Source organism: Shinella sp. JR1-6 (assembly GCF_004284735.1).
Taxonomy (GTDB): domain Bacteria; phylum Pseudomonadota; class Alphaproteobacteria; order Rhizobiales; family Rhizobiaceae; genus Shinella.
Genome location: NZ_SHMI01000007.1, coordinates 1 through 22,662, shown reverse-complemented (window position 1 = coordinate 22,662; position 22,662 = coordinate 1). Strand labels below are relative to the sequence as shown.

The following is a 22,662-nucleotide window of genomic DNA, read 5'->3' as shown; positions in this document are numbered from 1 at the left end:
ATTGAGGTGCGCACCTCAATGCAAGCGATTTTTGAGGTGCGCACTTCAATTCTTGCTTTTCGCTTGGCTTTGTTAGAGAAATCGCATCAGGGATTACGCCGTCGTGCCCGGCATCGCGCCGGCATCATGAAAGAGAGCGGAGAATGCGGCCAACCGCAAAAGACCTGGCAGAAGCCGCAGGCGTCAGCCTCGCGACCGTCGACCGCGTCCTCAACGAGCGCCCGAATGTCAGTCCCAAGGCGGCAAAGCGGGTGGCCGAGGCGATCGAGCGCATCGGTTTCGTCCGCAATCCCGCGGCCGTCGCGCTGGCGCGCAACAAGACCTATCGCTTCCGCTTCGTGCTGCCGACCTCCGGCGACCAGTACCTGACGGAACTCATCGCCCGCGTCGGCGAGGCCAAGGAGGCGCTGCGCGCCGATTCGATCGAGGTCGAGGCCGTGCGGATCCCGATGAGCGACCCGCACCATGTCGCCAAATATCTGACGGTCATCGACCACGATGCGGTGGACGGCGTTGCCGTCATGGCGCCGGAATCGCCCCAGGTGCGCGACGCGCTGGTGCGGCTCGTCGAGCGCGACGTCAAGGTCGTGCAGTTCCTCTCCGGTCAGGAACGGCTGGAAAGCGCCGATTATGTCGGCATCGACAATTTTGCCGCCGGCGCGACGGCGGGCAAGATCGCCGGCCGCTTCATCGGCGCGCGGCCGGGCAAGATCATGGTCGTTGCCGAAACCATGATGGCGCTCGACAGCATCCAGCGCCGCCTCGGCTTCGACAGCATCATCAACGCCCAGTTCCCGCACCTGCAAAGCCTGCCGTCGCTGGAGACCTATGCCGACGAAAAACGCGCCGACCTCATCATCCAGCGCACCTTGCAGCACAATCCCGATACCATCGCCGTCTACGTGCTGAGTTCGGAAGCGCGCGTGCCGCTGACCGCCGTCTGGAACGCGCAAGGCGCCCGCCCCCTCACCGTCGTCGCGCACGAACACACGCCGTTCAGCGAACAGGCGCTGCTCGACGAGCGCATCGACGCCGTGATCGCCCAGGATCCCGGCCATGCCGTGCGCAGCGCACTGCGCATCATGCGCGCCCGCGCCGACCACCGCGAACTCTTGGCCTCGCAGGAGCGCATCCGCATCGAGGTCCTGCTGAAGGAGAATCTTCAGTTGCAGACGGCGGCGGGGTTCTGACGGGGCACATGGGGCAGGACGATGCCGCCTTCCCTTCTCCCCCGCGGGGAGAAGGTGAGCGTGGCGACGCTTGCATTTCACAAGCTGCCGCCTTGCCGCTGCTAGGCCTTCCAGCGCTACTCTGCCGCCGCGGCAAGGCATCCGTCGATGATGCCGCGGATTTCGCCGCGGCAGGAGCCGCAGTTCGTGCCGGCATTCAGCGCCGTGCCGACTGCCTCGACGCTGTGGCACCCTCCGCGCACTGCAGCCACGATCTGGTTGACGCCGACGCCGAAACAGGCGCAGACGGTGGCGCCGGGATCCGGCTTGTCCGCCCCCGGCCGTCCCGCGACGAGGGCGAAGCGCTTGCGCAGGTTCGTGTGTTCGGCGGAGAGTTCTGCGATCGCCCAGTTGCGCGCCACCGCCACCGGCTCCTTTGCCAGGAAGAAGGCGGCCAGGAGGCGCGGCCCGTCGAAGAAGGCGAGCCGGATTTCGCCGGTCTGCCGGTCGGCATAACCCAGCGGCTCGATACCGGGGGGAACGACAAAGGTGCGGCGGCACCAGGCGGCCCAGTCCTCCATGGGGGTTTCGAAGGCAAGCTCCAGCCGCCAGCCGCCCTCGGCCCTGGCCAGCGCCCAATAGGCGGCATCGATCCCTTCGGGTTTCGCCCGCGACACGGCAAAGCCATACAGCGCCGCCTTGAACGGGCGGGCGGCGACGGCGACGTTTTTAGAGGCCGGCTGGCCTGAAACTTTATCCGTCACCGGCGGTACGAGGGCGTCGATACGGGCTTTCGCCGCATACTGGTCGTTCCAGTGCATCGGCGCAAAAAGGCTGCCGCGCGCCTGGCGATCGGTGACGAGGGCGCGCACCACCGCCCTGCCCAACGGGCTTTCGATCTCGACGAGGCCGGCCGGCACGACGCCGATCTCCAGCGCATCGCGCGGATGGAGTTCGGCAAAGGGCTCGGCGATATGGGCGCAGAGGCGGGCGCTTTTGCCCGTGCGCGTCATGGTGTGCCACTGGTCGCGGATGCGGCCGGTGTTGAGCGTGAAGGGATAGGCGGCGTCCGTGCGGTCCGCGGCGGCGGGCGCGACCGCGATGAAGCGGGCCTTGCCGTCCGGGTGATAGAAGCCGCCAGCGGCAAAGAAGCGGGTTTCCGCTGGCCCGCTTCCGAGGGGCTGCGGCCATTGGAAGGGGACAAGCGCCTCATAGGCCGCCCCCTCGATGCCGGCATGGGCGCCGATGTCGAAATCACGGCTGCCTTGGTTCTCGAAGGCGGAGAGCGCGGCATGCTCGGCGAAGATCGCCGCCGGCATTTCGTAAGCGAAGGCTTTCGCAAAGCCCATGCGCCGGGCGACCGCGGCGAGCTGCCACCAGTCCGCCCGCGCCGCGCCCGGCGCTGGCAGAAAATCACGCTGGCGGGAGATGCGGCGTTCGGAATTGGTGACGGTGCCGTTCTTCTCGCCCCAGCCGAGCGAGGGCAGCAGCACATGGGCGTGGCGGGCGGTGTCCGTCTCGCGCAGAATATCGGAAACAACGACGAAGGGACAGGTTTTTAGCGCCGCCGCGACGGCATCGGCATCCGGCATCGAGACGACCGGATTCGTCGCCATGATCCAGAGCGCCTTGATGCGGCCGTCGCCAACCGCCTGGAACAGCTCGACCGCCTTCAGCCCCGGCCTTTCGGCGATGCGCGGCGCCTGCCAGAAGCGCTGCACGCGGTCGCGATGACAGGCATTCTCGATCGCCATATGGGCGGCGAGCATGTTGGCGAGCCCACCGACCTCGCGCCCACCCATGGCGTTCGGCTGGCCGGTCAGCGAAAACGGCCCCATGCCCGGCCGGCCTATGCGGCCGGTGGCGAGGTGGCAATTGAGGATGGCGTTGACCTTGTCGGTGCCCGACGAAGACTGGTTGACGCCCTGGCTGTAACAGGTGACGACCTTTTCCGTCGCCGCGAACAGCCGGTAGAATTCGCGAAGTTGCATGGCCGGCAGGCCGGTGTGTTCCAGCACCTCGGCGAAAGAGACTGTTGCTGCAAAGGTCTCGGCGAAGCCGGCCGTATGGGCCGCAACGAAGTTCTGGTCCACCGCGCCGTTCTGCACGAGGTGGGAGAACAGGCCGGCGAAGAGCGCGACGTCGGTATCCGGCCGTATGGCAAGGTGCAGGTCGGCGATATCGGCCGTCATGGTGCGCCGCGGATCGATGACCACCACCTTGAGGCCCGGCCGCTTCGCCTTTGCCGCCGCCAGCCGCTGGTAGAGCACCGGATGGCACCAGGCGAGGTTCGAGCCCGTCAGGATGACGAGGTCGGCCAGTTCCAGATCCTCGTAGGTTCCCGGCACGGTATCCGAGCCGAAAGCGCGGCGATGGCCGGCGACGGAGGAGGACATGCAGAGCCGCGAATTGGTGTCGATATTGGCCGAGCCGACAAAGCCCTTCATCAGCTTGTTGGCGACGTAGTAGTCTTCCGTCAGCAACTGGCCGGAGACGTAGAAGGCGACGGAATCGGGGCCGTGTTCGGCGATGGCCGCGGTGAATTTCTCGGCGACAAGGTCGAGTGCTTCATCCCATGTCGATGGCCGTCCGCCGATTTCGGGATGGAGGACGCGGCCGTCGAGGTCGATCGTCTCGGCGAGCGCCGAGCCTTTCGAGCAGAGCCGGCCGTGGTTCGCGGGATGGTCGGGATCGCCCTTGACGGAAACGGCGCCGTCGTCGGCCACCGTTGCGATGACCCCGCAGCCGACGCCGCAATAGGGGCAGGTGGTCTTTGTTTCAACGGGCATGGGCGGCTCCTACCGGGAGCGACGCACGCCCCTCATCCCCCTGCCGGGACCTTCTCCCCGCAAGCGGGGAGAAGAAGGGTGTGGCAATGCCGGTGCTCCAACAGCCTTCTCCCCGTCTCGACGGGGAGAAGGTGGCGGCAGCCGGATGAGGGGTGAGACTGGCTCCTGTCATCGCCTACTCCGCCGCCGCCATCAGCTGTTCGAGCGCGATGAACAGCGCCCCGCCCTCGTTGCGCAGCGGAAGGGTCCTGACGACCCCCTCGTCCGCGCCGAGCGCCCTGCCGGTCTCCAGCGAGATCACCCAGTTGTGCAGCGGGCAGGTGACGGCTTTCGCATGCACGATGCCCTGCGAGAGCGGGCCGCCCTTGTGCGGGCAATGGTCCTCGATGGCGAAAACCTCGTTTTCCGCCGTGCGGAACACAGCGATCTTGCCCTCGGGCGTCTTCACGCAGCGCGCGCCGCGCAGGGGGATGTCGGCGATGTTGCCGATGGGAAACCAGCGCATGTCCATGTTCCTCATTCCGCGGCCTCGCCGTAGCCGATGGTCGCCATCGGCCTGAATTCGTGTTTGTCCTTGCCGGAAACCCGCTCCGACCACGGATCGACCTGCGCGAATTTCTGCGAGAAGACGAAGCGCTCGTAAAAAGCCTTGCGCTTGTCGGCATCGCCGAGGATCTGGCGGCGGATCTCGTCGAGGCCGATGCGCTTGGCCCATTTGTAGATGCGCTCCAGGTAACGCGCCTGCTCGCGGTACATCTGCGTCAGCGCCACGATATGCTCCAGCGCCTCGTCCTCGGTCTTCACGAGGCCCAGAACTTCGGTGCCCTTGATGTCGAGACCCGCCGCGCCGGCGAAATGGATCTCGAAGCCGCTGTCGACGCAGATGACGCCGATATCCTTGCAGGTCGCCTCGGCGCAGTTGCGTGGACAGCCGGACACGGCGAGCTTCAGTTTGGCGGGCGTCCAGGAGCCCCACATGAACTTTTCGATGCGGATGCCGAGCCCGGTGGAATCCTGCGTGCCGAAGCGGCACCAGTCGGAACCGACGCAGGTTTTGACGGTGCGCAGGCCCTTGGCATAGGCCTGGCCGGAGATGAAGCCGGCCTTGCCGAGATCGGCCCAGACCGCGGGCAGGTCCTCCTTCTCGATGCCGAGCAGGTCGATGCGCTGGCCGCCCGTCACCTTGACGAGGGGGATTTCGAACTTGTCGACCACATCGGCAATCGCCCGCAATTCGCCGGCATTGGTGACGCCGCCCCACATGCGCGGCACGACGGAATAGGTGCCGTCCTTCTGGATGTTGGCGTGCACGCGCTCGTTGATGAAGCGCGACTGGTAGTCGTCGGCATATTCATCCGGAAAATCGCAGACGAGGTAGTAGTTGAGCGCCGGGCGGCATTTGGCGCAGCCGCAGGAGGTCTTCCATTCCAGCTCCTGCAGCACGGCGGGAATGGTCTTCAGCCCCTTCGCCTTGATCAGGCGGCGCACGTCGTCATGGCCGAGATCGGTGCAGCCGCACATCGGCTGGACGGCCGCGGGGTTGTAGCTGTCGCCGAGCGTCAGCGTCATCAACTGCTCGACGAGGCCGGTGCAGGAACCGCAGGAGGCCGACGCCTTGGTGTGGGCGCGCACCTCGTCGAGCGCGGTCAGGCCCTTTTCGGTGATGGTCGAGACGATTTTGCCCTTGCAGACGCCGTTGCAGCCGCAGATTTCCGCATCATCCGGCAAGGCTGCAACGGCCGCCATAGGGTCCAGCGGAGCGCCCCCCTGATAGGCCTGGCCGAAGATCAGCGTCTCGCGCATCTCGGAAATGTCGGTCTGCTTCTTCTTGAGGTCGTTGAACCAGGCGCCGTCGGCGGTCTCGCCATAGAGCACCGTGCCGATGATGCGGTTGTCCTTCAGCACCAGCCGCTTGTAGACGCCGGCCGAGGCGTCGCGCAGCACGATTTCTTCCCGGTCGTCGCCGTCGGCGAAATCGCCGAGCGAGAAAAGCTCGATGCCTGTCACCTTCAGCTTGGTCGGCGTATCGGAATGCACGAAGGCGGCCGCGTGCTCGCCGGCCAGATGCGCGGCGGCGACGCGGGCCATCTCGTAGAGCGGGGCGACGAGGCCATAGACCATGCCGCCCACCTCCGCACATTCGCCGAGCGCGAAAATGCTGCCGTCGGAGGTCAACATGCCGTGATCGACGACGATGCCGCGGTTGACGGCAAGGCCGGCCTCCTTGGCGAGGCCGACGCTGGGGCGGATGCCGACGGCCATGACGACGAGCGTTGCGGGAATGACGCGGCCGTCGTCCAGTTCGATGCCCTCGACCTTGCCGTTGCCGACAATGGCCTTGGTGTTCGCCTTGCAGAGGATCTTGATGCCGCGCCCTTCCAGCTCCCTTTGCAGGAGATAGCCGGCGGCGGGGTCGAGCTGGCGGTCCATCAGCGTGGGCATGACGTGGAGCACCGTCACATCCATGCCGCGGCCGGCAAGGCCCGCGGCGGCTTCGAGGCCGAGCAGGCCGCCGCCGATGACCACGGCCTTTTCGCGCGACTGGGCGGCGAGCAGCATGGCCTGCACATCGTCGAGGTCGCGATAGGTGATGACGCCGCGCATGTCGTGACCCGGCACCGGCAGGATGAAGGGCACGGAGCCGGTGGCGATGACGAGCTTGTCGTAGCGTTCGGTGACGCCGTGATCGGAGGTGACGGTTTTTGCGGCGCGGTCGATGGCGATGATGCGGTGGCCCTTGTAGAGTGTGATGCCGTGTTTGATGTACCAGCCGTCGCCGTGGATGATGATCTCTTCGTAGTCCTTCTCGCCCGAAAGCACCGGCGAGAGCATGATGCGATCGTAGTTCACCCGCGGCTCGGCGTTGAAGATGGTGACCTCATAGCGGCCGGGGGCCTTTTCGAGGAGGTGCTCCAGCATGCGCCCGGGGGCCATGCCGTTGCCGACGATGACGAGTTTCTCGGTCATGGGATTTCCTTACGCGGCAACGGGGGAGACGGAGGGGCGCTCCATCTGGCGGATGGAGAGGTGCATCCAGACAAGCGAGACGGCGACGACGGCGAAGAGCAGCAGGAAACAGCTCGACCACAGGCCGGTCGCGTCCTTCAGCAGGCCGAAGGCGATGGGCAGCACGAAGCCGCCGAGCCCGCCGACCATGCCGACCACCCCGCCGACCGCGCCGACATTGTCGGGGTAATAGGCCGGGATGTGCTTGTAGACCGCAGCCTTGCCGAGGCTCATGACGAAGCCGAGCACGAAGACGGTAACGATGAAGACGGCGGGCGTGACGCCGGACGGCAGCGCGAGGATAAGCGTCGCGACCGCGGAAACGCCGAACATCCAGTACATGACGGAGCGGGCGCCCTTGCGATCGGACAGCATGCCGCCGAGCGCGCGAAAAATGCTGCCGGGGATGGAATAGGCGGCGGCGACCATGCCGGCGGTGGCGATATCGAAACCATAGACGCCGACGAGGTAGCGCGGCAGCCAGAGCGCCAGCGCCACGAAGCCGCCGAAGGCGAAGAAATAGTAGAGCGAGAAGCGCCAGACCTGCGCCTTCTTCAGGGGGGCGAATTCCTGCAAGAGGCTGCGCTTCGGCGCCGTGCCGGCGCGGCGGCTGCGGAAGGCCGGATCGTCGCTGGTGGTGAACCAGAACAGGCAGGCGGTGAGGATCAGCGCCGCCGCCCAGATTTCCGCCACCATCTGCCAGCCGGCGGCGACGAGCACGAAGGGTGCGACGAATTTGGTCAGCGCCGCGCCGACATTGCCGGCGCCAAAGATGCCGAGCACCGTGCCCTGCTTTTCCGCCGGAAAGAAGGGCGAGACATAGGCGACGCCGACCGCAAAGGACCCGCCGGCAAGGCCGACGCCAAGGCCGGCAAGCAGCATCTGCGGGAAGGTGGCGGCATGCGAGAGCAGCAGCGTGGAAAATGCCGCGGCCAGCATGGTCAGCGTATAGACGAGGCGGCCGCCGAAGCGCGGCGTCCAGACGCCGAGCAGGATGCGCACCAGCGACCCAGTGAGGATAGGCGTGCCGACGAGCAAACCGAACTGGGCTTCGGAGAGCCCGAGGTCTTCCTTGATGCGGATGCCGATGATGGCAAAGATCGTCCAGACGGCGAAACAGATGGTGAAGGCGAAGGTGGACATCCACAAGGCGATGGCGGGTTCGCGTGGGGACAGGGGTTGCTGGGGCTTGGACATGGCTTCTCCGGGGCCCGACAAGGTCGTGCCGCTCCATCTTGGGGGTTGAAAAACAAAAAGCCGCTGGCCAGGTCTTTCTCGCGCGGCACGGAGGGAGGCCATGTGCGCAAAAAACCCGATCAGCGGCTTTGCTGGTGGCGCCCGTCGTTGGACGCCGATATCGTGACCCGAAGGCCTACGGAGAGAAAAGCAATCGGCGTGCCAGTTCGGCAAGCCTTTGATTTATAACATTTTCACGGGCGGCGGCTTGACGGCGCGCATGCGTCGTCGGCACGAGCGGCGTTAAATTTTGTGCAGTGCGTATAAAATAGGCGCGAGAGTTTGTCAGGGAAAAGTGGAACCCGGTTTTCCCGAAAAGACAAACGAAAACAAAGAACGCTAAAGTCCGTCAGGTTCAGTATGAAGCTGACGGACTTTAGCGCGATTGCGCTGCGATATAGCCATCGACCGCGTCGGGATCGAAGCGCCCGCCATCGAAGAAGCCGTCCGGGCCGAGCGTCAGCGCGCCGGAGGAGCCGACGGGCGTCTCCGTGGTGAGCGCGCCCTCCACCTTGGCGCTCGCCGAGGGCATGGCGATGCCGAGCGCCTTCAGCGCGGCGCGGTAGACATCCGGGCGATAGGTCTTCGCGGCGATCTCACGGTTCGCCTCCGTATGCGCCACCTGCCGCCAGCGGACCATCTGGGTGTAGAACCACAGGGCATGGCTCTTCCACGGGAAGGTCGCGGCCTTGGCATGCGGCACGAAGAAATCGCCGACCGGGCGCACCACGCTGCCGCCGACCGGCAGGTTGCCGGAGAGGGCCGGCAGCAGCAGGTCCGCCGCGCGCCCGACATAGGCGGGCAGCGCCAGCAGCCGGGCGAGTTCCGTGTGGTTGCGCGCATCACCGCACCAGATCGAGGCGTGGTGCAGCGCGACGAGCAGCGCGGCCAGCGCCTCCGGGTTCGCCTCGCCCCAGCGCGCGTTGACGCCGAGCACCTTTTCCGGGCTGGATTTCCAGATCGCCGCCTTGACCGTTGCAAGATGCGCACCGCGTTTCAAAACGCCAAAGGTGTTCCACGGCTCGCCGGCGCAATAGCCGTCGATCAGGCCCTCGGCGAGCGCATCGCCCATATCCGGCGGCGGCAGGACGAGGATTTCGATGTCGCGATCCGGATCGACACCGCTCGCGGCCAGCCAGTAGCGCAGTTCGTAATTGTGCCCGGAATAGGGATGCACGACGCCGAAGCGCAGCGGCTCGCCCCCGCGCCCGTCGATGACTTTCCGGAGCGCCGCGCCGTTCCGGCGCGCGTCGAGATCGTCCGTCGCGCCGGCCCCGGCCATCGCCTGCCAGAGTACGGCGGAAACGGTGACGGCATTGCCGCCGAGGCCGAGCGCCATGGGCACGATCATTTTCGGCGCCGGGGCGGAGAGGCCGAGATTGCAGGCGATCGGCATGGGGCCGAGAATATGGGCGACGTCGAACTGGCGCACGGCGAGGCGGTCGCGGATGCTCGCCCAGGAGCGCTCGCGCACCAGCGTCAGGTCGATCGACTGCGCTTCGGCAAAACCCTTTTCCCGGGCGGCGACGAGCAGCGCACTGTCGAGCAGCGGCACGAAGCCGGCGGTGATGGCGTGGCGCATCGTCATTCCTTTGCTCCAGGATCGGGCGCTCCCGGATCGAGCAGGCTCGCCGCCGTGACGAGGCTTTGCGCGATCTCGGCGATCTTGCGGTTCTGGTTCATCGCCGTGCGGCGCAGCAGCGCATAGGCCGCCTCCTCGGAAAGCCCGCGCGAGCGCATCAGGAGCCCCTTGGCGCGATCGATCACCTTGCGGTTCTCCAGTTCGCTGCGCGTCTCCTCCAGTTCGCGGTTGAGGCGGGAGAAGGCGTTGAAGCGGCTGATCGCCATCTTGAGGATCGGTCGCACGCGCTCCTGCTTCAGCCCGTCGACGATATAGGCAGAGACGCCCGCCTCCACCGCCGCCTCGATGGAGGCCTCGTCGGACTTGTCGACGAACATGGCGATGGGCCGCTGCACGGCGCGGGTGAGCTGGAAAATGCTCTCCAGCATGTCGCGATTGGGGTTTTCCAGGTCGATGACGACGACGTCGGGATTGAGGTCGGCGATGCGGCGGGCGAGGCCCTGCATCTCCTCGACCACGGTGACGGCATAGCCGGCATCGCGCAGCCCCTCCTCGATGATGGCGGCGCGAATGCGGTTCTCGTCGATGACCAGTACGTTCAGTGCGCCCGGTTTCATATCCCACCGTGTCAGCGTCAGGGTCTTCGGCAGATGCCTCCGAATGGCCGGGAAAATCAAGCTGCGCTGCGGGCAAAAAAAATGGGCCAGCGGAAACCGCGGCCCATGAAGTGTGAAGGTCATAAAACCTCCAGAGGGGAACAGCTGATGCAGCGGCACTGGGAGGAAAACCGCTGTGTGCATCAACTGAGGGCACTATGCGGCTTTTTTGACCAAATGGGAAACATTTATTGTGCAATGCAGCTATGCAAATGCTGCGTTGCTTCTTGCGACGGCACCGTCTGCCCGATTTTTGCGCAGGCTTGTCGGGAGGCGCCAGGCTCGGCCGTCTTCCAGAAAAGCCAGGGAGAAGCCCATGCAGGTGAACGACGACGATCTGAAAATTTTCGAGGCGGAGGGCGCGCCGCCGCTTCCGGCAGGTGGCCGGCAGGGTTTTGTCGCGCGCGACGGCGCGCGAATCTGGTTCAGCATGCATGGCGCCGGCCCGGCCGTCGCGCTGCTGCATGGCGGGCTCGGCCATGCCGGCAACTGGGGCCATCAGGTGCCGGCGCTGATGGCGGCGGGCCGCACGGTGCTCGTCCTCGACAGTCGCGGGCATGGCCGCAGCACGCGCGATGCCGGGCCGTTCGGCTATGTCCGCATGGCAGAGGACGTGCTTGCGGTCATGGATCATCTCGGTCTTCAAACGGCGGGCCTCGTCGGCTGGAGCGATGGCGCCGTAACAGCGCTCATCCTTGCCGACCGGCATCCCGAACGGGTCGAGGGCGTGTTCTTCTTCGCCTGCAACATGGACCCGGGCGGCGCGCGCGATCTGGAACCGACGCCGGTGCTGGACCGTTGCTTTAATCGCCACCGTCTCGACTATGCGGCCCTGTCGGCGACGCCCGATGATTTCGACGGCTTCGTGGCCGATGTCTCGCGCATGATGCAGAGCGAGCCGGACTACAGCGCCGCGCAGCTCGCCGCCATCCGGGTGCCGGTCGCCATCGTCATCGGCGAAGGGGACGAATTCATCCGGCAGGAACACGCCGCCTATCTGGCCCGCACCATTCCCGGTGCCACGCTTAGGGTGCTGCCCGGCGTCAGCCATTTCGCCCCGTTGCAGCGGCCGGACCTCTTCAATCGCACGGTACTCGATTTCCTCGACCGGCTTCAGTCCGCGCCGTAATGGGCGGCGACCGCCGCGGCGGCGGCCGCAAGATCCGCCGGGGCGCCGCATTTCTGAAGGGCGATGCCATAGGCGAGCACATTGCCGAGCACGATATCGAAGCGCGCGCGGCGGCCGGTATGGTTGAGCCGTACCAGCCGTCCGGCGCCCGGGCCGATGCCGGCGGAAAGCTCCATGTCGAGCGGCGCGGCGGCGGCAAGGAACAGGTCGGGATCAACAGTCTCTGGCAGCGCCGCGGTGGTGACGAGATGGGACGCCCGGCCCGGGTCCGCCCAGGGATGGGCGCCGAGTGCCAGGAGGCCGTCACGCGTCGCGGCTGCCGCCCGGGCATGGCGGGCGAGCACGGCGTCGGCTCCTTCGGCCTCGAAGCGGTCGAGCGCGGCCTCGAGGGCGAAGAACTCCAGCGGTGCCGCCGTACCGGGCAGTGCACCGCGCCCGCTGTCGAGCCAGTCCCGGCGATCGAGCAGGGAGAGCGTTGAGTTCCGTACTCCGCCCTCCGCGGAAATCAGCGCCCAGGCAGCCCGGCTCACTGACAGTGCGCAGACCCCGGCCGGCCCGGCCAGCGATTTCTGCGGGCCGATCACGGCAATATCGATGCCAAGCGCGTCGACATCGAGCGCATGCCCGGCCACCGAGGCGACGGCGTCGACGATCGTCACGATGCCGCGTGCGCGGGCGGCGTCGGCGATCTCCGCCAGCGGGTTGAGTACGCCGTTCGCCGATTCGGCATGGCAGAGGATGACGGCCTTCACTTCGGGATGGGTGTGGAAGGCCGCCTTCACGCTCTCGACGTCGATGGGTCGGGCGGCTTCGGCCGAAAGCGTGACGACCTTCGCCCCGCTGCGCCGCAGCCAGTCGCCGAACCAGGCGCCGAAGGGGCTGGTGACGATGTTGAGCGCCGTCAGCCCCGGCCGCGCGATGCTGCTCGCCACCGCCTCCAGTGCCACGACGGCCTCCGTCTGGAAGAGCAGGATGTCGTTGCGGGTCTTCAGGATGCGGGCAATCCGGTCGGCGAGCGGTCCGAGGCGGCCGGCCGGGAAATCTGGCACATCGTTGAGGGCGTTCCAGCGGTCAGCGGCCATCGGGGCTTTCCTTGCTTTCCGGGGGGAGGAGGCGCGGCACGGCGCGGATGAGGGCGCGGGCGGCGGGCGATTGCGGGTCGGCGATGACGCCGCCCGCCGGCCCGCATTCGACGATGCGTCCGGCCTCCATCACGGCGATGCGGTGGGAGAGCGCGCGCAGCACGGCCAGGTCGTGCGAGACGAAGAGATAGGCGATGCCGCGTTCTTCCTGCAACGTGGCGAGCAGCATCAGGATGCGTTCGCGCACCGAGACGTCGAGCGCCGAGACCGCCTCGTCAAGCACGATCAACGCCGGGCGTGTGGCGATGGCGCGGGCGATGGCGACGCGCTGGCGCTGGCCGCCGGAGAGGTCGCGGACCGCGCGGCCGGCATAGGCGGCGGGCACGCCGACCCGTTCGAGCAGGGCGGCGATCTCGCGCGGCCGCTCGGCCTTCGGCACCACGGCGTGGATGCGCAGGGGATCGTCGAGCGCGGCGGCCACGGTGGCGCGCGGATTGAAGGCGCCGGCGACGTCCTGGAACACCATCTGCATGCGGGCGCGGCGGTGGCGCAGGTCCGCGCCCGACAGGCCGAGCCAGTCCTCGCCGGCAAAGCGCACGCTGCCGCCATCGGCGGGCAAGAGCCGGGTGAGGATGCGCGCCAGCGTGGACTTGCCGCTGCCGGAGGCGCCGGCAAGGCCGAGGGTTTCCCCCGCGGCAAGGCTGAGCGAGACATCGTTCAGCGCTGCCACGGTTCGGCCGCCGTAGGAAAAGCGCTTGCTGAGATTGTCCGCGACGAGGAGGCTCATGCGCCGATCTCCCCGACCAGCGGCGTGGAGGCGAGATCGCGGTGGCTGGCGACCAGCTGCTTCGTATACGTCGCGTGCGGGGCGGCAAGCACGGCGGCCGCGGGACCGGTTTCGACGAGCGCCCCGTCCTTGAAGATCGCCACCCGATCGGCAAAGCCGGCGGCCAGCGCGATGTCGTGGGTGATGAAGACGAGTGTCATCCCCGCCGCGCGCACCAGTTCGTCGAGCAGCGCGACGATCTCCGCCTGCACCACCATGTCGAGCGCGCTGGTCGGCTCGTCGGCAATGAGCAGCCCCGGGCGGGCGGCGAGTGCGGCGGCGATCGCCACGCGCTGGCGCTGGCCGCCCGAGAGCTGGTGCGGATAGGCGTCGAGCAGCTTTTTCGGCTCGGGAAGATGCACCCGCTCCAGCATGTCGAGCGCGCGGGCGCGCGCCTCGAGCCAGGAAAGGCCGAGATGCCGGCGGGCGCCTTCGGCCACCTGTTCGCCGATCGTCAGCACCGGGTTGAGGCTGGCGGAGGGGTCCTGCAGCACGTAACCGAGATCGCGGCCGGCACGCGGCGCGGCGCTTCCCGTCCAGTGCACCCTGCCCTCCATCTCGGCCCCGTCGGGCAGGAGCCCGGCCAGTGCCCGCGCAAAGGTGCTCTTGCCCGAGCCGCTTTCGCCGATGATCGCCAGCCGCTCACCGACGCGGATCGGAAGGTCGAGATCCCTCAGCGCCGGCGTCTCCTGGCCGCGATAGGTGACGGAGAGGTTTTTCACCCGGCAGAGCACGCCCTCCTCTCCCTGTTCGGCAGGAGGATTGTCGCCAGCGCTGTCATCCCTCTCTGCCCTGCCGGGCAAAGAGGAGGATTTGCCGCGGCTTCGACGCTTCTTTCCTTCATTGACGTTTGCTCTCCCCTCCCCCGCAAGCGCATTGGTCAGCCCCTCGCTGAACAGGTAGACGCCGATCACCGTCGCGACCAAAGCGAGGCCGGGAAAGATCGACAGGAAGGGCGCGGAGCGCAGGACGTTGCGCCCCTCGGCGATCATCGAGCCCCAGGTGACGACATTCGGATCGCCGAGGCCGAGGAAGGAGAGCGCCGCCTCCGTCAGGATGGCGGCGGCGACGATGATGGCCGAGAGCGCCAGCACCGGCGGTAGCACATTGGGCAGGATCTCGCGCAGGGCGATCTCCACCGGGTGCATGCCGGCAACACGCGCGGCGGCGACATAGTCCCGCTCGCGCGCGGACAGCACCTCGGCACGGGTGAGCCGCGCAGGATCCGCCCAGGCGCCGAGCGCGATGGCCAGCACCACGACCGGCACTGAAGGCCCGACGACGCTGACGAAGGCGAGCGCCAGAAGGAAGCTCGGCACGATCTGGAAGGCATCGACCACGCGCATCAGCGCCTCGTCTGCAATCCCCCCGGCAAAGCCCGCTGCAAGCCCCACCGAAAGGCCGATTGCCAGCGCCGCGAGCGCCGCCGCAAGGCCGACGAAGAGCGAGGTGCGCGCGCCGTGCACGATGCCGGCCAGCACGTCGCGGCCGAGCCGGTCGGTGCCGAGCGGAAAGGCGGGATCGGTGAAGGGCACGGTCAGCGCCCGGCCGGCGATCTTCAGCGGATCGCCAGGGAAGAGAACGGGCGCCAGCAGCGCGAGAAGCGCAAGCACGGCGAGGAGCACAAGGCCGGTCGCCGCTTCAGGCTGGCGCAGGACGGTGCGGACGAGGATCATGCGCCGCGCTCCGCGGCGCCGACACGCGGATCGAGCGCGGCATAGACGATGTCGACGAGGAGATTGACGAGGATGACCAGAACGGCGCTCGTGACGATGATGCCGCAGAGCAGCGCCGCGTCGCGCCCACTTACGGCCTCCTGCGCCAGGCGCCCGAAACCGGGAATGGCGAAGATGCTCTCGATGACGACGCTGCCGCCGAGCATGGCGGCGGCCTGCAGGCCAAGCATGGTGACGAGCGGCAGGAGCGCATTGCGCGCCACATGGCGCAGGACGATGCGAGGGCGCGAAAGCCCCTTGGCCCGGGCGAAGAGCACGAAATCCAGCCGCCAGATGCCGGCCATGCCGGCGCGCATGACGCGCAGGAACAGGGCGGTATAGAGGAGCGCCAGCGTGCCGACGGGCAGGACGAGATGGGCCGCGATGTCGGCGGCGCGGGAAAGGCCCGTGCGGCCGGAGGCGACCGTCTCGATGCCCGAGGTTGGCAGCCAGCGTAGCTGCACGGCAAAGACGATGGCGAGCACCAGACCGAGCCAGAAGCCCGGTATGGCATAGACGACCAGCGAGACGGTGGAAAGCAGCCGGTCGCGCAGGTTGCCCGGCCGCGCGCCGGCGAGAATGCCGAGCGTCGAGCCGAAGGCGAAGGCGAGTGCGGTGGCGCTTCCCATCAAAAGCAGCGTGTTCGGCAGGCGCTCGACGATCAGCCCGAGAACCGGCCGGTCGAAGGCGACGGACCAGCCGAGATCGAACCGGGCGAGCGAGGAGAGATAGAGCCACAGCCGGGCCGGCATGGACTGGTCGAGCCCATAGGCCTGCCGCAGCGACTGCGCAATCGCCGCGTCCCCGCCGCCGATGGAAAGCAGGTAGGCATCGACCGCATCCCCCGCCGCGGTCTCCAGCAGCAGAAAGGTCATGACGATGACGATCATCAGCACCGGAATGCTGCTGAGAGCGCGGCGTGCGGTGAGGCGGAGGGCACGGGTCATGGGGTGCGCCGGATGGGGGGCGTGGTGCGGGAACCACCCCCCTCTGCCCTGCCGGGCATCTCCCCCACAGGGAGGGAGACCGAATGGAGCGCCGTCTCGCCCATCTTCCACGCTGCGGTTTGAGCGAGGCTCTTGCTTCTTGCTGATCTCTGCCCTTGTGGGGGAGATGCCCGGCAGGGCAGAGGGGGGTGCTGGTATCCTATGCGATTGCCATTTACCCCGAGAAGGTGAGAGCTGTTCACGGCAACGCCCGTCACGCCTTGAGCGCGGTATCGGCCCAGTTCGACACCGCCCAGCGCGGATTGCTGGCGACGTTGAGCACGCTGTCGCGCGCCACCGTGATGAAGCCCCATTCGGCGACGTTGATCAGCGGCAGGTCGGCGGCGACCAGCTTCTGGAACTGGCGGTAGAGGTCGGTGCGGGCTGTCGTGTCGATCGTCTCCGCCGCCTTTGCGATGACGGCGTCGAGCTCGGTGTTGGCATAACCGCCCTGGTTGGAGAAGCCGACGCCGGCCGGAATGCCCGACTGCACGAGAATGGTCGTGGAGATCGCCGGATCGCCGCGGAAGACCGGCGGGGCGACGGCAAGGTCGAAATCGTGGTCGGTATAGACGGCTTTCTGATGGGCGGCCGAATCCGCGTTCACCAGCTCCGCATCGATGCCGATTTCGGCGAGTGCCTGGCGGAGATAGTCGCCGAACTGTCGCGTCTCGTTGAAATAGGGCGCCGGGCGCAGCTTCAGCGTGAAGCGCGTGCCGGTTTCGCCCTTCGCATAGCCGGCCGCGTCGAGCAGGGCATTGGCCTTCGCGATGTCGAAGGCATAGGCTGGCACGTCGGCTTCGTAAAATTGCGGCGCGTTCTTCGGCACCGGGCCGGTCGAGGCTTCGGCATAGCCGAGGAAGATCGTGTCGACGACGAATTTCTTGTCGATGGCGTGAGCGATCGCCTGGCGCACCCTGAGGTCGGCGAGTTCCTTGCGGCGGTGGTTGATCTCCACGACGAGCTGGTAGGTCAGCGCCTCGTAGCCCTTGGTGATGACCGCAAGGCCCGGCACCTTGGAGATGCGGTCGAGATCGGCGAGCGGAACGGCGGAGAAGGCGGCAAGCTGGATTTCCTCCGCCTCCAGCGCCGCACCGGCTCCGGCGCGGTCCGGCAGAACGCGGAAGATGATCTCGTCGAGCTTCGGCTGGTCCTTGTCCCAATAGGCCTCGTTCCGTGTCAGGCGATAATATTCGCCCGGCTTGTATTCGGCGAAGCGGAAGGGGCCGGTGCCGACGAGCCGGGTGTTCGCCGGATTTGTCGCGATATCCGTGCCCTCGTAGAGATGTTTCGGGATGACGCTGCTGACGACCGGCAGGGCATTGCGGATGAGCTGCAGCGGTGTGGGCTTGGAAAAGCGGAAGACGGCAGTGGCAGCGTCCGGCGTTTCGACGGCCTCAAGATGGGCGAAGACGATGCGGCCAAGATTCTGCAGCGGTTTCCAGACCTCCAGGGCCGAAAAGGCGACATCGGCTGATGTGAAGGGTTTGCCGTCGTGCCAAGTCACACCCTCGCGCAGGCGGAAGGTGACCGAAAGGCCGTCTTCCGACCCCTCCCAGCCCGTCGCAAGGCGGGGTGACAGCCCGTCCTCGCCCGCAAAGGCGGCTTCCGCCAGCGGCTCGACGACCTTGCTGGCGACGAAGAACACGCCGTTGGAGGCAACGATCGCGGGGTTGAGGTTCTTCGGTTCGGAATCGGCCGCCACCACCAGCCGGCCGCCGGCAGGCGCACTTTCGGCACGTGCGATGGCCGGCAGCGCCGTCGAGGCGAGAAGGACGGCCCCGGCCTGCAAGAACGAGCGCCGGGTGGGATTCGCGATCAGCATCTTTGTCTCCTGCGGTCAGCGTTTGCTGCCGATATTGGCGGCGATTCGCCGGTTAACATAGGCAGGAAATTCTCCTCTTGCCGCCGGCAACAACAAAATCTTGTCCGGGTGACATTCCATTACCGCATGCCTGTTGCGGGCGGCGGAAAATCGCGTTGTAGCGCCGTCTCCCGTAACGTCAGGAAGGGACCTGCCGCAGGCCGCGCAGGGCCTCCTGCACATCCTGCCGGGCCTCGGCCGTTTCCGGATAGACGGCATAGGCCGGATAGGGGAATTCGGGGGCATCTTCCACCCGCTCAAGGTTGCCCGCTGCCAGATGGGGCGCGACGGTTCCCTTGCGGAAATAGCCCATGCCGCCCGTGCGCAGAATATAGTGGAGGGCGAGCGGACCGAAATCCACCTTCAGCGCCGGTTCGGCAAACCCCGCCGGCCCGAAACCGCCCTGCCCGGCAAATTGCGGCCCCCAGTCGACATGCACATAGTCCGGCAGACCGCTCTCTCCCGAGCTGGCAACCCTGCGCACCAGCACGAGCCGTTCCTCCTCCATCAGCTCGACCTTGAAGCCCGGCATCAGCTTCGGCGCGTAGAGCACGGCGACATCGAGCACGCCGGTGCGCAGCTGCTCGAGCAGCTGGTCGGGCATGCCGACGGCGGCATGGATGGCGATGGCAGGGCAATTGCCCTTCATCCAGACCAGCCAGTCGAGCATCAGCGGGTTCCACAGGCTCATCTCGCCGCCCACCGCCACGACCGAGGTTCTACCCGGTGGCACGGTGAGCTGCTGGCGTGCCCGCTCCCAGACCTGGACGAAGGATTGCGCGAAACGCTCGAATTCGCGGCCGGCAGCGGTCAATGCGGCTCCGTTGCGCGTGCGCACGAAAAGCTTGCGCCCCAGTGCCTCCTCCAGCGTGCGGATGCGCGCACTCACCGTCGTCTGGGTGATGTGCAGCCGCTCGGAAGCCTTCAGGAAGCTGCCGGTATGGACGATCTCGAGGAAGGTGCGCGCCCGGTCGATATCCATGGAATCCCCCGTTGAGTGCAATTATTTTGCCTTCATACAGGATTTGATGCGGCTTGCCTTCCGTCTTTCCGCTGGCCGAGCCTTCCGACTGCGGGAAGCGGCGGACCATCGTGTCGACGCGCATGACGCCAGCGTGAGCGCTCTTTGCACAGCCGTGCGAAAACCTGTGAGGGGCCTGGCATGAAAGTGCGGGAATACTCCGCATGATTTCCGGTTTTTCCGGAGAAATCTGCCCCGGCGCCGCTTTGCACAGGGCGAAGAATATGCGCAAGTAGGCGTAGACGCCACCGGAGGCAGGAAGACGTGTCGACACCCAGATCCAGGCCGAAAAAGGCCTCGGTCAGCGCCATTCGCGTGGCCGAGCTTGCGGGCGTCTCGCGCTCGGCCGTCTCGCGCACCTTCACCGACGGGGCCAGCGTTTCGCCGGCAACGCGTGCCAAGGTGCTCGCGGCGGCGGAAAAACTCGGATACCACGTCAACCATCTGGCGCGCGGGCTGATCCATCACCGGTCCGGCATCGTCTGCATGATCGTGGCGGAACTTCAGGCGCCTTTCCACTCCAATGTGGTGGAGGTCACCACGCGCAAGCTGCAGGCGATCGGCAAGGTGGTGATGGTGCTGAATACCGCCGGCCAGCCGGACAATGTCGAGGCGGCCCTGCGCCAGACGCTGAACTACCGGGCGGACGCCACGGTGGTGGTGTCAGGCGCCCCGCCTGTCTCGCTGATCGAGACCTGCATCGAGAACGGCCAGCGCGTGATCCTCATCAACCGCGACGACCCGATCGAGGGGCCGGAGATCGTGCTGGTGGACAACGAGAGCGCTGCGCGCGAAGCCTGCCTCATGCTGCACCGCGCCGGCTGCCGGCGCCTTGCCGTGGTCAGCTCGACGGCCGGCACGCCGAGCATCGTGACGCGCGAACAGTCCTTCGTCGCCGCTGCCGCCGAGCTCGGGCTTGAAGCCCAGGTCAGCCGTGCCGGGCCGACCAGCTACGCGACCGGCGCGGAGGGCGCCCGCCAGCTGCTCGGGGCCTCCAGCCGGCCGGACGGCGTGTTCTGCGTCACCGACCTGCTGGCGCTCGGCTTCATGGATGTGGCCCGGCTGGAATTCCGCCTCGACATCCCCGAGGCGCTCTGCGTCGTCGGCTTCGACGATATCCCGCAGGCGGGCTGGATCGGCTACAACCTCACCACCTTCCGCCAGCCGATTGGCGCGATCGCCGACCATATCGTCGCCATCATCGAGAAGGACGAGGCCGAGCCCGCCCCGCCCAAGCGCCTGCCGACGCAGGTCGCCTGGCGCAAGAGCGTACGGCCCTAGAACCTGTCAGGTTCATTCTGAACCTGACAGGTTCTAGGTTTCTTTGTGTTCGTTTTTCTCTTCGGGAAAACCGGTTCCCACTTTTCCCTGACAAACTCTAAAGTGCCCTGACGGCAAGGTCGGGCAGGCTGAGGGAGAAATCCCGGTTCGGCGGGCGTTCGAGATAGGCGCGCATCATGCGCAGCAGCGTGGCGAAGCGGGCCGGCAGGCCGTCGCCCTCGATATGCGGCGCCCTTGCGCAGAGGTCCCGATAGTAGGCCAGCCGGTCGGCTGCGATGTCCGCATGGCTGAGTTCACCCGCCTTGCGCAGCCGATACCAGTCCTCGACGAGCGCGCCGAGGCCGAAGGCCGGCGCGCCGGCGCGGTCGAACCCAAGCGCTTCAAGAAGATCGGCGACCGTCGCCGTGCGCGCGAACTCCACCATCTCGCGCGGCCATTCGCGTGCGAGATAGCGCCCGTGCACGAGATTGACCAGATGGCGGCTGAGGAAGGCGCCATGATCGGCCGCCGAGCTGGCGGCAGGCTCCTCCGCTCCTTCCCGCGCCGCCTCGGCGCGATAGGCCGCAAAGGCTGCGTCATGGCCGGGCACCTGCCGCAGCGAGAGCGTGCGGATCTCGCTGCGATCGGCATGGAGATCGACGATCTTCAGCCCCGGCCCGTAGCCGACCGGCGAGGGCACCGCGATATTGACGAAGCGCCCCGCGCCCGTCTCGTGCCGCGCCGTGTCGTTGACATGAAGATGGCCGGAAAAATGCAGGGAGACGCCGGTGGCGGCAAACGCATCGGCCACCGCAGCCGTCGGCGCGCGGCGGGCAAGGCCGGTGGCGCCGAACAGCGCGACCTCCTCGCTCGACACGCCGCCGAGCGGATCGAGCGCCGGATAATGCGAGAAGGCGACGAGCCGCTTGCCTTTGTCCTTCGCCCGCGCCGCCACGTCCGCCATCCAGTCGAAAAGATGGGCGCGATGCGCGAGCACCGCCCGCCAGCCGCCGTCGGTCGGATCGTGGAACTGGGCAGGATCGGTAAGATCGTCCGCCCCGTCGCGCGGCACGCAGACATTGGCGTCGATGGCGAGCACCCAGAGGCCTTCCACCGGCTCGACGAGATAGGAGGAATCGATCATCCGGCAGCGCGTGCCGCCGTCCGGGCTCACCGCTTCGCAACTGCGTGCCGACCAGGCGGGGTCGGTGCCGAAGGGGCTTTCCCAGTGGAGATCGCCGGCTTCCGGCGTGAAGCCGAGGCCGGAGAGCATGGCAAGCGCCTCCGCCGTGCCGAGCGTTGCCGCCTCCGGGCAATCGGCGCTGCGCAGGAGCAGCGGCGTGCCGTCGGTCATGAGGAAGCTCTTGTCCTGCGGCCGGCCGGCAAGGGCATAGAAATCGTGGTTGCCGGGGGTCATCAGCACGCGGATGCCATGGCGCTCCCGATACTCCGCAACAAGGGCAAGCGCGGCGCGGATATTCGGCCGCTGGCCGTCGTCGGTGAGGTCGCCGACGAGGAGCACGATCTTCGCGCCTGACGCGGCGACGCGGTCCAGCGCCGCGCGGAAGGCGGGGATGCTCTCGTTGAAGACGCGGGTCGAGGCGGCGGTCTCGGCGAAGCTGCGGATGGCGCCGGGCAGGCCCGAACCGTCCGGTATCCAGGCACAATCATGCACATGCGGATCGGCAATGACGGCGATGCGGATCATGCGGTGGCCCTTGCGGGGGCGGCAGCGCGGGCACGGTCGGCCTCGACGAGGCGCACCCAGCCGGCGGCGCTTTCGGCGGCGGCGACCAGCATGGGCTTCGGCGTCTCGTGCCATTCGTCGGGGTGCAGCGCGCGCTTCACCCGCACATGGTCGACGGCGGAGGCGAGCGTCGGGAATTCGCCGGGGATCTGCAGGTGCAGCAGCAGCGCGGCGAGGATCACCGAGCGGGAACGCCCGGCCCGGCAGTTGACCAGCACGTTGCCGCGCTCGCGCATCGGGTAGCTCGGCTTTTCGGGAAGTATCTGCTGCAGCGCGCCGAGCAGCTGGTAGTAACCGGCGAGGAACATCGTGTCGGGATTGCCGGGACCGTCGACAATGCCGAGCTTGTAGTAGCGGATGGGTGCCGGGCCGTAGCCGACGCGGCTGTCATGCGAGACCTCATCGGGCGCCGCGACATAGTTGAAGTCGAGATTGACCGCACAGTTGAGCACGGTGGAAATGCCGTTCTCGCGCAGCAGCGGTACGTCCGATGCTCCCTCGCGGCCGCCGACGAAGAGATCGACGCCGAAGCCCGGCAGGTTTTCGTAGACGCGGCTGATCGACGGGCGATCGTAATGGCGGGTTTTCTTTTCG

The 22,662-nt window shown here is 67.2% G+C and carries 17 protein-coding genes and 1 pseudogene; 3 read left to right on the top strand and 15 right to left on the bottom strand.

Features of this window, described 5'->3' with window-relative positions:
* The first annotated feature begins 143 nt into the window (after positions 1 to 143).
* The gene (locus EXZ48_RS14490) at positions 144 to 1,190 is read left to right on the top strand and encodes a LacI family DNA-binding transcriptional regulator (RefSeq protein ID WP_023517188.1); all 1,047 of its coding nucleotides are present in this window, start codon (positions 144 to 146) and stop codon (positions 1,188 to 1,190) included.
* Between the two features lie 116 nt (positions 1,191 to 1,306).
* Here EXZ48_RS14490 and EXZ48_RS14485 read toward each other — a convergent pair whose 3' ends face one another.
* The 6 genes from EXZ48_RS14485 to EXZ48_RS14460 form a co-directional block, all read right to left on the bottom strand.
* Positions 1,307 to 3,958 carry a nitrate reductase gene (locus EXZ48_RS14485; RefSeq protein WP_130516619.1) on the bottom strand — a complete coding sequence of 884 codons (2,652 nt, stop codon included), beginning with the start codon at positions 3,956 to 3,958 and terminating at the stop codon, positions 1,307 to 1,309.
* A 175-nt stretch (positions 3,959 to 4,133) separates the two neighbouring features.
* Positions 4,134 to 4,469 (bottom strand): nitrite reductase small subunit NirD, encoded by a 336-nt coding sequence (nirD, locus tag EXZ48_RS14480; RefSeq protein WP_245462087.1) that lies wholly within the window; start codon positions 4,467 to 4,469, stop codon positions 4,134 to 4,136.
* A gap of 5 nt (positions 4,470 to 4,474) precedes the next feature.
* Positions 4,475 to 6,925 carry a nitrite reductase large subunit NirB gene (gene nirB, locus EXZ48_RS14475; protein WP_130516617.1) on the bottom strand — a complete coding sequence of 817 codons (2,451 nt, stop codon included), beginning with the start codon at positions 6,923 to 6,925 and terminating at the stop codon, positions 4,475 to 4,477.
* A 9-nt stretch (positions 6,926 to 6,934) separates the two neighbouring features.
* Positions 6,935 to 8,161: a nitrate/nitrite transporter gene (locus tag EXZ48_RS14470; protein ID WP_130516616.1), complete on the bottom strand. Its 1,227-nt coding sequence runs from the start codon at positions 8,159 to 8,161 to the stop codon at positions 6,935 to 6,937.
* A gap of 415 nt (positions 8,162 to 8,576) precedes the next feature.
* The gene (locus EXZ48_RS14465) at positions 8,577 to 9,788 is read right to left on the bottom strand and encodes a CmpA/NrtA family ABC transporter substrate-binding protein (protein ID WP_130516615.1); all 1,212 of its coding nucleotides are present in this window, start codon (positions 9,786 to 9,788) and stop codon (positions 8,577 to 8,579) included.
* Positions 9,785 to 10,399 carry an ANTAR domain-containing response regulator gene (locus EXZ48_RS14460; protein WP_130516614.1) on the bottom strand — a complete coding sequence of 205 codons (615 nt, stop codon included), beginning with the start codon at positions 10,397 to 10,399 and terminating at the stop codon, positions 9,785 to 9,787. Before EXZ48_RS14460 ends, EXZ48_RS14465 begins: the two co-directional genes overlap by 4 nt.
* 355 nt (positions 10,400 to 10,754) lie before the next feature.
* On the opposite strand from EXZ48_RS14460, the gene EXZ48_RS14455 reads away from it, so the two are divergent.
* Complete coding sequence (locus EXZ48_RS14455; RefSeq protein WP_130516613.1) at positions 10,755 to 11,567, top strand: alpha/beta fold hydrolase; 813 nt, start codon at positions 10,755 to 10,757, stop codon at positions 11,565 to 11,567.
* On the opposite strand, the gene EXZ48_RS14450 is transcribed toward EXZ48_RS14455, so the two are convergent.
* From EXZ48_RS14450 to EXZ48_RS14415, 7 genes and pseudogenes are all read right to left on the bottom strand, one after another.
* A complete protein-coding gene (locus tag EXZ48_RS14450) occupies positions 11,552 to 12,649 on the bottom strand; it encodes an alanine--glyoxylate aminotransferase family protein (RefSeq protein WP_130516612.1) in 1,098 nt (365 codons plus the stop codon). The genes EXZ48_RS14455 and EXZ48_RS14450 overlap by 16 nt on opposite strands.
* The gene (locus EXZ48_RS14445) at positions 12,639 to 13,436 is read right to left on the bottom strand and encodes an ABC transporter ATP-binding protein (RefSeq protein ID WP_130516611.1); all 798 of its coding nucleotides are present in this window, start codon (positions 13,434 to 13,436) and stop codon (positions 12,639 to 12,641) included. Before EXZ48_RS14445 ends, EXZ48_RS14450 begins: the two co-directional genes overlap by 11 nt.
* Entirely contained in the window at positions 13,433 to 14,197 is a 765-nt protein-coding gene (locus EXZ48_RS14440) for an ABC transporter ATP-binding protein (RefSeq protein WP_245462121.1), read from the bottom strand. The genes EXZ48_RS14445 and EXZ48_RS14440 overlap by 4 nt, the downstream gene beginning before the upstream one ends.
* A 135-nt stretch (positions 14,198 to 14,332) precedes the next feature.
* Positions 14,333 to 15,151, bottom strand: a pseudogene (locus EXZ48_RS14435) (ABC transporter permease); the annotation flags it as partial.
* Positions 15,148 to 16,137 (bottom strand): ABC transporter permease, encoded by a 990-nt coding sequence (locus EXZ48_RS14430; RefSeq protein WP_130516610.1) that lies wholly within the window; start codon positions 16,135 to 16,137, stop codon positions 15,148 to 15,150. The gene EXZ48_RS14430 and the pseudogene EXZ48_RS14435, both read right to left, overlap by 4 nt.
* Positions 16,138 to 16,390: 253 nt before the next feature.
* Entirely contained in the window at positions 16,391 to 18,001 is a 1,611-nt protein-coding gene (locus EXZ48_RS14420; RefSeq protein WP_130516609.1) for an ABC transporter substrate-binding protein, read from the bottom strand.
* Between the two features lie 178 nt (positions 18,002 to 18,179).
* The gene (locus EXZ48_RS14415; RefSeq protein ID WP_130516608.1) at positions 18,180 to 19,022 is read right to left on the bottom strand and encodes a LysR family transcriptional regulator; all 843 of its coding nucleotides are present in this window, start codon (positions 19,020 to 19,022) and stop codon (positions 18,180 to 18,182) included.
* Positions 19,023 to 19,325: 303 nt separating this feature from the next.
* Between EXZ48_RS14415 and EXZ48_RS14410 the strand changes: the two genes are divergently transcribed.
* A complete protein-coding gene (locus EXZ48_RS14410) occupies positions 19,326 to 20,342 on the top strand; it encodes a substrate-binding domain-containing protein (RefSeq protein WP_023517343.1) in 1,017 nt (338 codons plus the stop codon).
* Between the two features lie 97 nt (positions 20,343 to 20,439).
* Here the strand turns inward: EXZ48_RS14410 and EXZ48_RS14405 are convergent, their stop codons facing one another.
* Together EXZ48_RS14405 and EXZ48_RS14400 are read right to left on the bottom strand one after the other, a co-directional pair.
* Entirely contained in the window at positions 20,440 to 22,029 is a 1,590-nt protein-coding gene (locus EXZ48_RS14405; RefSeq protein ID WP_165909356.1) for a metallophosphoesterase, read from the bottom strand.
* On the bottom strand, positions 22,026 to 22,628 hold the full coding sequence (locus EXZ48_RS14400) for a dual specificity protein phosphatase (protein ID WP_207900430.1): 603 nt from the start codon (positions 22,626 to 22,628) through the stop codon (positions 22,026 to 22,028). The genes EXZ48_RS14405 and EXZ48_RS14400 overlap by 4 nt, the downstream gene beginning before the upstream one ends.
* Positions 22,629 to 22,662 lie beyond the last annotated feature (34 nt).